14 protein-coding genes are annotated in these 13,151 nt (G+C 61.8%); all 14 read left to right on the forward strand.

All coding sequences use genetic code 11. The features are described from left to right. Positions 1-5: 5 nt before the first annotated feature. The 14 genes from EEB13_RS05430 to EEB13_RS05495 all read left to right on the forward strand — a co-directional run bounded on the left by EEB13_RS05430 (position 6) and on the right by EEB13_RS05495 (position 13,149). Positions 6-1,286, forward strand: coding sequence for a head maturation protease, ClpP-related (locus EEB13_RS05430; protein WP_410055757.1), 1,281 nt, complete (start codon positions 6-8; stop codon positions 1,284-1,286). 1 nt (position 1,287) lies between these two features. Further along, complete coding sequence (locus EEB13_RS05435; RefSeq protein WP_141484780.1) at positions 1,288-1,728, forward strand: hypothetical protein; 441 nt, start codon at positions 1,288-1,290, stop codon at positions 1,726-1,728. Positions 1,729-1,755: 27 nt separating this feature from the next. Beyond that, entirely contained in the window at positions 1,756-2,694 is a 939-nt protein-coding gene (locus EEB13_RS05440) for a hypothetical protein (protein WP_141484781.1), read from the forward strand. Next, positions 2,691-3,143, forward strand: a complete 453-nt coding sequence (locus EEB13_RS05445) for a lipase chaperone (RefSeq protein ID WP_141484782.1) — start codon at positions 2,691-2,693, stop codon at positions 3,141-3,143. Before EEB13_RS05440 ends, EEB13_RS05445 begins: the two co-directional genes overlap by 4 nt. 14 nt (positions 3,144-3,157) lie before the next feature. Continuing rightward, positions 3,158-3,520 (forward strand): hypothetical protein, encoded by a 363-nt coding sequence (locus tag EEB13_RS05450; protein ID WP_141484783.1) that lies wholly within the window; start codon positions 3,158-3,160, stop codon positions 3,518-3,520. Continuing rightward, positions 3,513-3,842, forward strand: coding sequence for a hypothetical protein (locus tag EEB13_RS05455; RefSeq protein WP_141485542.1), 330 nt, complete (start codon positions 3,513-3,515; stop codon positions 3,840-3,842). Before EEB13_RS05450 ends, EEB13_RS05455 begins: the two co-directional genes overlap by 8 nt. Next, entirely contained in the window at positions 3,835-4,161 is a 327-nt protein-coding gene (locus tag EEB13_RS05460; protein WP_141484784.1) for a hypothetical protein, read from the forward strand. Before EEB13_RS05455 ends, EEB13_RS05460 begins: the two co-directional genes overlap by 8 nt. Beyond that, positions 4,162-4,569, forward strand: a complete 408-nt coding sequence (locus EEB13_RS05465; protein WP_141484785.1) for a hypothetical protein — start codon at positions 4,162-4,164, stop codon at positions 4,567-4,569. A gap of 69 nt (positions 4,570-4,638) precedes the next feature. Further along, positions 4,639-5,322 (forward strand): hypothetical protein, encoded by a 684-nt coding sequence (locus tag EEB13_RS05470; protein ID WP_141484786.1) that lies wholly within the window; start codon positions 4,639-4,641, stop codon positions 5,320-5,322. A gap of 98 nt (positions 5,323-5,420) precedes the next feature. Further along, a complete protein-coding gene (locus tag EEB13_RS05475) occupies positions 5,421-5,729 on the forward strand; it encodes a hypothetical protein (RefSeq protein WP_141484787.1) in 309 nt (102 codons plus the stop codon). A gap of 47 nt (positions 5,730-5,776) precedes the next feature. After that, positions 5,777-6,112, forward strand: coding sequence for a hypothetical protein (locus tag EEB13_RS05480; RefSeq protein WP_141484788.1), 336 nt, complete (start codon positions 5,777-5,779; stop codon positions 6,110-6,112). 3 nt (positions 6,113-6,115) lie between these two features. Then, positions 6,116-6,913: a hypothetical protein gene (locus EEB13_RS05485; RefSeq protein WP_141484789.1), complete on the forward strand. Its 798-nt coding sequence runs from the start codon at positions 6,116-6,118 to the stop codon at positions 6,911-6,913. An 18-nt stretch (positions 6,914-6,931) separates the two neighbouring features. After that, positions 6,932-12,316 carry a hypothetical protein gene (locus tag EEB13_RS05490; RefSeq protein WP_141484790.1) on the forward strand — a complete coding sequence of 1,795 codons (5,385 nt, stop codon included), beginning with the start codon at positions 6,932-6,934 and terminating at the stop codon, positions 12,314-12,316. Next, complete coding sequence (locus EEB13_RS05495) at positions 12,313-13,149, forward strand: hypothetical protein (protein ID WP_141484791.1); 837 nt, start codon at positions 12,313-12,315, stop codon at positions 13,147-13,149. Before EEB13_RS05490 ends, EEB13_RS05495 begins: the two co-directional genes overlap by 4 nt. Positions 13,150-13,151 lie beyond the last annotated feature (2 nt).

The following is a 13,151-nucleotide window of genomic DNA, read 5'->3' on the forward strand; positions in this document are numbered from 1 at the left end:
ACGGCATGCGCGTCCCAATCGATGCCGCTGCCAGTAAGCGTGATTGGTACAGGATCCGCAACGCAGCGGATGACGACGATGGCCCGGCCGAGATCCTGATCTACGACGAGATCGGCTACGGCTGGTGGGGCGGCGTGAGCGCCCAGGACTTCGCCAAGGATCTCGGCGCCATTACTGCTGACGAGATCACCGTGCGCCTGAACTCCCCTGGTGGCGATGTCTTCGACGGCATCGCGATTCTCAACGCGCTCCGCTCGCACAAGGCAACCATCACCGTCTATGTCGACGGGCTCGCCGCATCCGCCGCGAGCTTCATTGCCATGGCAGGCGACGAAGTTGTCATGCGACGCAACAGCGAAATGATGATCCACGACGCGTCGAGCTACGGCGCCGGCAACGCGGGCGACCTACGCAAGCGCGCAGACGATCTCGACCGCGTCAGCAACAACATCGCGTCGATCTACGCCGAGCGTACTGGCGGAACCACCGAGGAATGGCGAGATTTCATGCTCGCCGAAACCTGGTACTCCGCACAGGAAGCGGTCGACGCCGGACTCGCCAATCGAGTCGACGCCAAGGCTGAGACCGAAGAAGACGACAAGGCTGCGGCGAAGAACTCGTTCGACCTCTCGATCTTCAACTACGCGGGTCGCCGTGAAGCGCCGGCGCCACCACAGATCATCCGGCACGCAGACCGTGCCGGATCTCGCCCGAGCGCATCGCGTCGGGCGCCAACAACCCCAGCCGCAAGCTCGGTCGGGTCTACACGAAAAGGAGGCTCGACAGTGGCAATGACACTGACTGACGAGCAGGAAACCTCCGTCCTCGAGGCCCTCGGGCTTGAGGCCGGCGCCACCGCCGACGAGGTCGTGACAGCGGTCGAGGACTTGGCCACCGCGCCCGAGGAGAACGAAACCGAATCGGATAACGCCGCTACCCGCACCGCCACGGCGCGTCTGCCCGAGGGAGTTGTCGCGGTCGATGCTGCGACGCTCGCTGACTTGCAGCGCGATGCCGAAGCGGGCGTACGCGCGCGGGCACAGCAACTGCGCGACGCTGACGAAGCGTTGGTCTCCAACGCAATCCGTGAAGGAAAGTTCGGCCCCGCTCGCCGTGCCGATTGGCTCAAGGCGCTCGAGACCGATCGCGACGGTGCGACCAAGGACATCAACAGTCTGGCCAAGGGCTTGGTGCCCGTAACCGAACTCGGACACGGCCAGAACGAATCCGACGCCACCGACAACGTCGAAGAAAACGACAAGTTCAAGAGCTGGATGGAGGCCTGAAATGTCCGCAGTCGTACAGGTAACACAGGGCGGCCCGAAGAGTTTCACGCCGACCGAGGTCATCCTCGGCGGCAAGCTCGTCGAAGGTCGCGACAATGGTCGAATCGGCCTCGCCGCCGCCAACAGTTTGCGAGTCCTCGGCGTATCCATCACCGACGGTCAGAGCCCTGACACCGCACAGGGTGGAACGACCTTCGATTCGATTGGCCGACCGGTCATCAATGCGATGCCGATCCCCACCGTGGTCTCCGTCGCCTACTCGGGTACCGAGGTCAAGGTCGAATACTCGGCCGCTGCCAAGTTTGGTGAGCACCTCGTGTCGACCGGACTGGGCAAGGTCGGGCCCGCCGGTGCCGATCCGGATCCCCGAACCATCGTCGGCAAGTGCACCCAGCCCGCTGGAGTCGCGGCCAACGCCGTCGGCCTCATCCGGATCGCCTGACCCCAACTCACACAGGAGAGAATCAACATGGCACCAAGAACTGTCGTGAGTTCGTCGGATGGTGCGGCGATGACAGTCGCCGACTTCCAGGCGAACCCAATGTTCATCCCCACCAAGCTCAAGAAGTTGCTCGAGAATCAGTTCATCGCCGAAGCGCTACTGCGCAACGCCGGTGCGAACGTCTCGGGTATCTTCGCTTACCGCGAAGGCGACCCGTCGTTCCTGCTCGATGACATCGACGATCTCGCCGAGTTCTCCGAGATCCAGGTCAGCGCCGCCGCCCGCGGCATCCCGAAGGTCGTGTTCTCGACCAAGAAGGGCAAGGGTATTCGCGTCACCCTCGACATGATTCGCAAGAATCAGATCGACGATGTGAACAAGCAAATCACCGCGCTGAAGAACTCCTTCATCCGCGCGAACGATCGTCAGATCAAGATGCTGTTCAACAGCATTCCCTCGTTCCCGGTCACTACCGCGTGGGACGTGGCGAACAGCCGCCCGCGTCGTGACATTGCAGACGGCATCTTCGAGATCGCCAGCGCAGCTCCGACGGTCGACGAAGGCGGCAGTGAGGACGAGGGCTACGAATTCGCGGCCGACACCATCGTCATCAATCCCGCGCTCAAGCCGATCCTGATGGACAACGACGATCTGCTCAAGGTCTACCAGGGCAATATCGCTGACAAGAACATCGCGTATGTCGGCGCAATGCCCGAGACGATCTCGAATCTGCGGATCATCGAATCCCGGTCATGGCCACTCGACAAGGTCCTCTTGCTCGAGCGACAGACCATCGGGTTCTACGGCGACGCTCGCCCGCTGACGTTCACCGAGCTCTACGCCGAAGGCAATGGCCCCAATGGCGGACCTCGCGAGACCTGGCGCTCGGATGCCACCCAGGAGCGCGGTGCTGCACTTGACCAGCCGAAGGCGGGTCTCTGGCTGACGGGAGTGACCACACCGTGAGCACTTTCAAGCTTGTAGCCCTGCGCTTCGATCAGGTGATCAAGCGCAACAGCGAAGGCCGTCCCATCGAGGTGGTCAAACATCGCACCGGTGGGATCATCTCGGGCCTCGACCGTTCCGAAGCCGAACGCCTACTCAAGGCCGGTGCGATCGTCACCGTCGATGATGACGCTGACGGTGACGCCGATGCTGAGCGGGAAGCCGCCGAGGTGGCCGCAAATGCCGCTGCGGCAGCAGCCGCCGAAGCGGAGCGTCTCGCGGCCGAAGATGCTGCACGGCAGCAGGCACAGCAGAGTCAGCAGGCCCAGCAGGGTCAGGCGCCCACTCGCCCGAAGGTTGCTGCAGCCAAGCCCTTGTGGGAGGCATACGCAGCCGCTCGCGGTATTGACGTCGCCGGCATGGACAAGGACGAAATCATCACCGCCGTCGACGCTCTCGACGCGAAGTAGCGGGAGGGCGCGACATGACCGATTTCGCTGACAAGGAAGACATCTCGAACGGTTGGCGCGCCCTCACCTCTGCCGAGGAGATTGACGTCCTGGGGAAAATCTCCGCTGTCTCGCAGTGGATCAGGGACCGAAAACCCTCACTGCTCGCCGACGATCCCCAAGCAAAGTACGTCGTGGTCGACGTGATTCGGTTCGCCCTGTCGAACGCCAAGCATGCCGGCCATAAGTCGTACTCGCGCACCGTCGGCGGCGTCACTCGATCGGGAACACTCGTTGATTCCGGCGGATCCCTGGTGATCACCGATTTCCACAAAGAACTGCTCGGCATCTCGAAGGTTGCCACCCCGCGATGGAACTTCGGTGACGGGCATGGATGAACTCGGCAATCAAACAGTCAAAGTGATCGAACGGGTCCGACTCAAGCGCGGCGTCATGAGCGACGTTACGACCGATGAATTCCCCGGTTGCTCAGTACAACCGGTGACATCCACTGACGGCGTCCCGATTGCAAAGTCCGAGAAGTGGGTCATCTACGCCCCGCCCGGATTTCCTGAATCGAACGAGAACGTCCTCGCCGTCGACGGCATCGGCGATCGCTTGCACGTCGACGGCCCCCTTCAGACATGGTTCGACGAGGACGGGTTCGCCGACCATGTCTGGGGTCACCTGAAGAAATGGGAAGGTGCGGGCAATGGCTGATCCGAAACCAGGGACGCTCAAATTCACCTCGCGTGATGCGAAGGCGATCATGAAATCGAAAGGCGTCCAGACTGCTACGAGCGCAGGCGCGGATCGCGGCATCGCCGCGTTCCGCAGGTCCGCGCGCGTCCCAGGCGGCACAGGCAACCTCGCAGCCAAGGTTCGCAAAGAGCCCGCAGTCGGCCGCGATGGCCGCCCAGGAAAGCGCATCGTTGCCTACTCCGAGGGCAATGCGCCAGCACTGCTCGGCACCCGACGGTCACGCAGGGTGCGCGCCATTGCTGCTGCCGTCCAGGCGATTAACAGGAAGGGGCGCTAGATGGTCGTCCAACTCGACGAGACGTTGTACCCGAATGTCGAGGACGTCCTCATGTCCTATTTCGCCGGCGTAGCCGAAACCGACACTGAACCGCCGACTGCCGAGGACGGAATTGGCATCCAGATCAACAGGGTTGGCGGAAGCGATGACGGGATCACCGACTATCCGCGTGTGATGATCACCTGTCACCATCCCGACCCGCGCGAAGCATCGAAACTCGCACGGTTGGTGCAGCAGAAGATGGCGAACATCTCGGGCATCGACATCGACGTTGAAGATGAACCGAAACCGATCTGCGTCGACTTCTGTCGCACGGACACCCCGCCGGAATCCGAACCTTACGAGAATCCGAACCAGCGGACCGAGGTTGCGTACTACGTCCTCGGATTGCAGCGTCCCCGACCGTAATTCACCGAAACACCTTCCAGCCCATCGGCGTCTGCCATGGGCTCTTTTTCGTTGCCGAGGAGGCATCTCATGGTCAGCACACGAGTAGGCGAACTCGAAATCGCCCGGCATCAGCGTCAGCTGATCCTCAAGCCCAACGAGGCCCACGTCTTCGGCATGCCGATGACAGTGCCCCCGATTACGCACATCACCGAAGGCGCAGATTCGAAGCTCGCCGAGCTCCCTGTCGGCGCTTTCGATTTCGGTCTCCTGAACAAGGAAGACGCGATCACGCTTTCCCGCGAGGTCGAGAAGTCCGACATCAATGCGATCGGCTACTCCAACCCGGTCAAGTCCGACTTCACCTCGGACATCTCCGGCCTCAATTTCACTGGCCTCGAGACGAACCGGTACAACATCGAGAACAACCTCGGTATGGATCTCTCGGCAATGACCGCGGATCCCGTCACCGGTGAGCTCGCATTCGACCAGGCTGCAATCGCGCAGATTCGCCAGCTCCGTTACCTGCTCATCTCCAAGGCGAATGCCGGCGTCGACACCATCTACATCGGACGACTGTTCTACTGCGGCGAGGTCGCAGAGATGGGCGAACAGACCATCACCGACGGAGAAGGCGCACTGACGTGGCCTACCACCGTCAACGGCATGGTCGACACCGAGTTTGGCGTCTCAATCCGCCACTACTTCGGCGGTCCCGGCTGGGATCGAGTCCTCGAAGATGCCGGATTCACCAAGGGTGTAGTTACGCCCTAGTCCCCCAAAGCACACCGGACAGGCGGGGATTGGCGGTCGACTGCCTGTCCGGTGTTTTCAGACCGCCCCACCGACCACCACCTGAAAGAAGGAATCTCATGGGAACCATGAAAACCGCAGCCGACCCGAAGAATTACCAGCCGACGAAGCTGATCGCTCCCGACGGCCGAGAATTCACCCCCGGATCGCAGCGCGAACACAACGAGCTCGTCAGCCTCGGATACCGAGTGGCGCCCGCGGAGGCTGCACCCGCGCCCGTCGCGCAGCAGCCGCCCACCGAGACCTTGTCCGGCGAGGCGCAGACCGTCGCCCCGGCGGCCGGCGAGACCGCGGACTCCTCGACGAGCCCCGTCGCTCCTGCGGCAACCACTGCCATCGCCCCCCGAGGCAAGGGTGCGATCAAGTGAGCGACCTCGACACCGACAGCACCGTCACTAACTTCAGGAGCCCAGCAGTGAGCGATCAGAACGTCCGCAAGTACGGCAGTGAAGGCCGCACCGCAAAGGAGCCGTTCCCCTTCCAGATTGGCGACTCCCCCACCTTCCTGGTCGAAGAGCCGGACGCCTACACGGTGATGGACATCGAGGAGGCGAAGCACTCTCGCCAGGTCCTCAAACTGTTCCTTGGTGAGCAGTACCAGGACGTCGAGGATTACCTCGGCCCGCAGCACCCGGACGTGCTTGTCGAACTCGCTCGCGACCTCTCGCGCCACTTCGGTCTTTTCGACGTCGAGCAGGCACAGAACCGTGTCGAGCGTCGCCGCCGCGGCAAGGCCGCCGGTCGCCACTGACCAATGACCGACAACGACAACGGGTCGGCAGAATCGTTCTTCGAGCAACTCTTGGACGAGGCTGTCGGCCCGTTTTTCGTTTCGGCCGAAGACGGATCCGACATCATCGTCACCACTCCGGCAGCCGAAGACATCGCCGACCTCGACACCACCACTTCCCTGACCGACCAGCTCGACATCCTCACAGGCAATGACGTCGCCGATCTGATCCTCGAGCTGTACGCCAGTAGCCCCGTCAGCGATCTGGCCCAGTTGATCGACGAGATTCGCGAACACTTCGGACTTCTCGTGGCTCCGTCACTCGGATGGGCGCAGCTCGTCGACGAACTCGATCGCTACGGCGCCGCCATCGAGCGAGAGTTGATCGATCACCGTCTCGATCTCTACGACTGGGTTCGCGACCATCGAAACACGCCATGGAACAAGCTGTTCCGGATCCTCGCAAAACCGATCGAGGGCGGCCATTACCTCGCGGCGATCAGCAGCGACCTCGACCGCGCCCAGAAGATGCTCGCAATGGAAGACGCGGGCAAGCTGCCCAAACCTTCCTCGCGTCCGTCGATTATCGGCTGGAACTCCCAGCGCGAACTTCTCACCGAGACGGTCGAAACCCTTCGTCGCATCGAACACGCAACTTATGCCGCCAGCCCCAAATTCAAGGGCCGAGGCGGCAAGGCCCCCAAGAACTTCCCCCGCCCCCGCACCGCGCGCGATGTCGCAACAGAGCTACGCAGCTTCCGTGATCACGACGAAATCGGCGCCCAGGTCCTCGGCGATCGCTACAAGCCGATCCTGGCATAACCCCTACGGAGGTCTTTCATGTCCGCAATGCAGGGCGCCGAGACGTACATCAACGTCATGCCTTCCATGAATGGCTACTTCAAGAAGCTCTCCGCAGAAGTCAAGGGCAACAGAGTCACTCAGAATGTTGATGTCAAAGTCGATCAGCGCCAGCTCAACAAGGCAAAGTCCGATCTCGACAACGCCACGAAGGGTGCAGCCGATGCCCGACGTCGCGAAGCTGCAGCGACCAGTGGTGTTGTCAAAGCTGAACGTGAACTGCTTACCCTTCGCAGCAAGGGTGTCACCGATGCCAACCGACTCGCCACAGCCGAAGGCAAGGTCGCCAAAGCCAAGCTGGACAGCAAGGCCGCAGCGACCGCGCTGAATGCCGCAGAGTCGAAGCGCTCCAAGGCAACCGACCGCGTCACCCGCATCGAGACTCGAATCGACACCAGACGTGCCGACGCCGAAAGCGAATCCTTTCTGCAGAGGATCACGGGCAAGTTCTCACGAGGCGGCGAGGCGGCCGGCGCCCAGTTCGCCACCGGCATGGGCAAGGCCCTGAACTCGAACGCTCGAGGTAGCAACGAAGGACGCAGTTTCGCAGCCGGTTTCATCTCGGCCATCGGCGGCGGAGTGCGCACGGCCGTATCAGGTTTCGCACTCATCAACACCGCGGCCACGTCGGTCATCGGCAATATCGGAATGGTCGCCACCGGTATCGGATTGGCAGCGCGCATTCTCCGCAACTTCAGCGCCGGCCTACTCGTCAGCTCGTCTCTACTGCAGGCGATGAGCGGTGCAGGCATCGCCAAGCTGGCAGGCGTTCTGCGGCTTGCTGCGATGGCCGCGAGCGTTCTCGCGCGTGACATTTCTCGGGTGACCTCTGCCCTCTTGGTCATGGCAGCAGCAGCCAGGCTGGTCGGAACTCTCACGCGCATCGGTCGCACCCTCGGAATGCTGACAGTCGGCTCCGCAGCAGCGCTCGGCGCGGTATCAGCACTTGGCTCCGTCATGGCGAACTTTGCCACCGGCCCACTGCTGCAGGGCCTTACGGCAGTCGCGGGAGCGATGGGAACAGTTGCTGCGGCAGCGGCAGGCATCCTCGGCCCTGCGATGGCCGTCGCAGGTATGGCATTCGCAGGCCTGTCTGCAGGAGCGAAGGCTTGGACGGAATCGCAGAAGGCGGTGGCTTCATCATCTTCCAAGAGTGCGTCATCGCTCAAGGCGATCGAAAGCGCCAAGAAGTCGCAGACACGCACTGCCGAGCAGGGCGCTCGCCAGATCGTCAGCGCAGAGAAGCAGGTCCTCGACGCGCAGGAAGCGGTCAAGGAGTCGCAGGACGATGTCAACCAGGCAAGAAAAGAAGCGAAGCGCGACGCCGAGGGCTACGCCCGAACCCTTGCAGGATTGGCACTCGACGAGGAAGGCGCCGCACTCGCACTCGCCGAAGCAGAAAAGACACTGCGTGAGACAAAGGCAAATCCTGATTCGGACCGCCTCGACATGTGGCGGGCAAATCTCGGCGTCAAGGAGGCGAAGCAGGCACTTGACGAGATCAAGGTCTCGAATGCCGAGCAACGCGGCGAGATTGCCGATGCACAAGCGAAGGGCATCGAAGGTTCCGACAAGGTAGTCGAGGCCAAGGAGCGTGAAGTCGACGCTCAAGAGCAACTGCGAGATGCACAGACCGATTTGTTGCAGACGCAAAAGGATGTGGCGCAGGCCAACATTGATGCCGCTGAGTCCGTTGCGGACGCCTACCAGAGCATGGCGGATTCACAGCAGTCGGCAGCATCGACAGCCGATCCGTTCGCGGCGATGATCGGGGAACGGCTCGCACCGCTCCTGCAGGCGTTCAAGAATCTTCGGGAGGAGATAACGAATCGCTTCAGCCTCGCAATGGTTGGATCATTCGGCCTGCTAGGCGGATTGGTGGCCGGTCTGCAGCCGAGCCTCGGTGGACTCGCCACCACTCTGGGCAACATCGGGTCTCAGGTTGCATCGTCCATCGGCGGACCGGAAGCGATGGCTGGCTGGGCCCGCATGATTGCCGGGTCGACGAACTTCTTCAACGGTCTCGCCGAAGGCGAGAATGGGCTCGGCAGTCTGGCTTCGGGCCTGATCAGTGTCCTCGGAACTGCAGCGGAGACCTTCAGCAACACCGGCTTTGCCCTCAACGATTTCCTGCTGGGCATCGGTGAAAAACTGCGGAACATCAGCGCCGACGATCTTCGTGGAACGTTCGATGGGATTCGGCAAACCTTCGAAAACATCGGCGCTGTAGTCGGCCCCCTGTTCTCGTTGTTCCGGCAATTCGGTGCTGAATCCGCGTCAGGTTTGGCGCCGGGGTTCTCGGCGATGGGTCAAGCGATCCAGGACTCCATTCCGGGGCTCATGGACATGGCGCGGGTAATCATGCCCGCACTTGGAGAGGCGCTCGCCAACCTTGCTCCAGTCCTTCCCGGCCTGGTGGACGCATTCTCTCCGTGGGCGGACATTCTCGCGCTCGTGGCACCACATCTGGCGACGGTCATCGAAAAGCTCGTTCCCTTCGCGCCTTTGCTTTTGGGCATCATCACCGCCGTCAAGCTCATGGGTGTGGCGATCACGCTGTGGAACGCTGCAATGTTCACCGCATCGGTGGCGCAGGGTGTATTCGCTGCTGCGACCGGACGCTCGGCCGCAACGTTGGGCGCCAACACGATTGCCCTCGCAGCTCATCGCGTGGCGCTCATCGCGGGCAGTGTCGCTTCGAATGCTCTCGCGGGTGCGCAGTGGGCACTGAACGCGGCGATGTCGGCGAACCCGATTGGCATCATCATCGCCATTCTCGCCGGGCTCGTTGCGGCAGTAGTGCTGGCATACAAGAACTCCGAGACCTTCCGCAATATCGTTCAAGCGGCCTGGCAAGGAATTCAAGACGTAATCTCCTTTGCCTGGAACAACATCATCAGTCCAATCCTCGGATTCTTCGGGGACCGGATTGGCGAAGTCGGAAAGGTTATTTCGTTCTTCTACGACAACGTCGTCAAGCCCTACTTTGGACTTGTCGGCACAGTGATCTCGACCGTCGTCGATGGGGCGAAATCAGCGTTCGATGTCTTCATGGGTGCACTTGGCAGTGTTGGTGATTTCCTCTCCAACACGGTCAAGGGCATCAATGAGAAGTGGTCGAGCTTGCGCGGCATGTTGGCCAAGCCGATCAACTTCATGATCAACACGGTCTGGAATGACGGACTCCTGAAGGCCTGGAACGTCGTTGCAGGTTTCCTTCCCGGGATCGAGCCCGCCGCACCACTTGCCGGAATTCCCGAGCATGCAACCGGCGGAAAGATCAGGGGTCCAGGCACCGGAACCTCTGACGATGTACTGATGTGGGGCTCGAACAACGAGCACATGATGACAGCCAAGGAGGTCGAGCGCGCCGGCGGCCACAACGCCGTCTATGCAATCCGCGACATGATCATGCGCGGCGTCCCATTCACCTGGGACGGCGGCAATCTCATTCGCGAGCTCGGCCGCGACAACGTCAACGCCTACGGCGCCGAGGTTGCACAGAAGGGTCTCGGCAACGTCGATCCGCAGGGAATGTTCGACTGGCTTCTCCCGAAGTACAAGGATGGCGGAGAAGTTCGCGCCGGCGCCCCGTGGGAGAAGGCGCTCGAGAACGGTCACCGTGCCGCGAAGATGCGTAACGGCAACCCGTACACCTGGGGCTTCGAGGACTGCTCGGGCTACATGTCTGCGATCGCCGACGCCATCCTCAACGGTGGCGACGGAAAGTGGTCCTGGGCAACAGGTTCGTTCCCGAACGGTCAGCCGTTCGTGCCGGGTCTGGGCAAGGGCTTCTCGGTCGGTGTTCATGACAACCCGGGCGGGCCTGGCGGTGGACACACCGCGGGAACTCTGACCGGCGTCGGATCGTACGGGACCACCAATGTCGAATCCGGTGGCGCACATGGCTACGTCGCGTACGGCGGTCCCGCCGCAGGCGCAGACAGCAGCCAGTTCGTCGGTGTCAACCCGGGCCAGTACCACCTCGCTATCGGATCGGACGGCTCGTTCGAGTCGGCCGGCCCCGGTGGCGGACCGAGCGCGCAGTCGAAAGAGGGCTTCCTGCAGTCGAAGATTGCCGACATATTCGACAAGGCGCTCAATCCGATCAAGGACTCGATCGGGGCGATGATCGGAACGCCGCCGCCGTCGTACCTCGGCATCCCGCCCGAGTTCCTCAATACGGGACGCGACAAGGCTGCCGGATTCTTGGCCGATCACGTCCTCGGCGTCGGCGACATGCTCTCGGACGCATGGGACAAGGCCAAGGACATCGGCAATGTCCTTACATTCGGACTGTTCCGTGATCAGGGCGGCTACATCCCGAACGGGCTCTCGATCGTGCGGAACGAGACCGGCAGGCCTGAAGCGGTTCTCAATTGGGATCAGGTGCAGTTGATTCGGGACATCCTTACCCGCGTCGGATTCGGTGGAACCGACAAGGTTGCAGAGGAAGGTCAAACGCTCGACCCTGTCGACTGGGGTGGAGTCGGGGCACAGGTCGGGAGTTCACTCCTTGCGGAGTGGGGTAACGACTTCCTGGGCATGCTGGGCTTCACGGGCAAGCTCGAGGGGCTCAAGCTCGTCGACGAAACCGGACGCCGTTCGGATCAGGCCGGCGAACGTAACGAGGCGAGTTTCGACGAATCGTCGACCACCTCGGCTCCTTCGACGTACGGAGATCCGAACGCTCAACTAGTCGAGCAGAGCGTCGCCCTGGAGCCGACACCGAATCTCGGCGGACCATCAAGCAGCGGTTCGGCTTCGGTGGTGGACAAGGTCAAGGCCGCGTTCAAGTCGTACGGATGGGACACCGGTGATCAGTGGGCTGCGGCCGACTGGATCATCGGCAAGGAATCGAGCTGGAATCCGGGTGCGCGTAACCCATCCTCGGGTGCATTCGGGCTGTTCCAGTTCCTCGGCTCGACCAAGGATCAATACCTGCCCGACGAGAACCCTGATGCCGAGGTTCAAGGCAGGGCTGGGGCGAAGTACATCAAGGACCGCTACGGCGATCCGATGGCTGCGAAGTCGTTCTGGGAGAAGAACAACTGGTACGACGAGGGCGGTCTCGCATTCGGCAAGGGCTTCATGCTCAAGAACGTCATCCATCCCGAGCGAGTTCTCTCGCCGCGGCAAACGGAGGCATTCGAAGAGCTGGCTCCCATGCTCAACCAAATGCAGCTCGCCACCACCGCTCCCGGCGATGTGATGCCCGAATCATCTCGCAAGGCACTCGAATTGGCGCCTGTGCAGGGCGGTTCTACCTACAACATCACAGGAAGGGTGGATCGAGAGACCATGAGCGAAGTAGGTATTCACGAACGCCAGTCCTCGCGGATGTACGGATCGAGGAACCGATGACCGATCTTCGGGATTCGATCTCGATCCGCGGCGTCAACGGCGCAAGCTGGGCACTCGGTGGACCGGCTCGAACCGTCAAGGATGCGTGGATTACTGGAGGGCTGACTGGCTTGTTCCAGGCAGCCCCTCGGACTCCGACTCGTACCTCACGCGCGTACGAGATCGGGTCCACGCCGCGGATGGTCAAGATCGAAGAGCGACTGTTGGACTTCCGGGTGCGTCTCGAAGGGCGCACCCGGCGGGACTTCGAAGAGCTGTATGCGGCATGGAACCGATCGTGGTCGATGTACGCGGATTCGCAGATGACCGTGAAGTCGGAGAGTTACGGCACGCGCGATATCAAGGTGCGCCTCGATCGAGACATGAAGCCGGACATGGAGAACTACTCCATGCAGTCCACGAAGATCGAAATCGAAATGGTCGTCGTGGCCTGCTGGCCGTTCCTCAAATCCGGCATCGACACTCTCGAATGGGACTTCCCGGCCGGAACCAACACGCACGAATTCGAGATCCACAACCCGACTGACGTCCCGTTGTGGATGGAGTGGGGCGGAACGCCGATCACTTCGGCGAAACTTCCGGACGCGTTGTCTGGCCGAATGGTTCCGATCAAGGCGCAGTCGAACGTGTGGAAGGTCAGGACACGCCAGGGAATTGAGCAGCTCTCGTCGGCGAATCACACGAACGAGCTCAAGACGTTGCAGGGTCTGAGCTTCCTGTATGAGATCCCACCGAACACTCCGACGGCGCTGCTGCCGGTGGAGATCACGGCCGCGGTACCCGGAACGCTCCGGGCGATCATGCCGCGCTACCACGAAATGCCCTGGGGGTGAGT

Source organism: Rhodococcus sp. WS3, assembly GCF_003797085.1.
In the GTDB taxonomy this organism is placed as follows: Bacteria; Actinomycetota; Actinomycetes; order Mycobacteriales; family Mycobacteriaceae; genus Rhodococcus_F; species Rhodococcus_F globerula.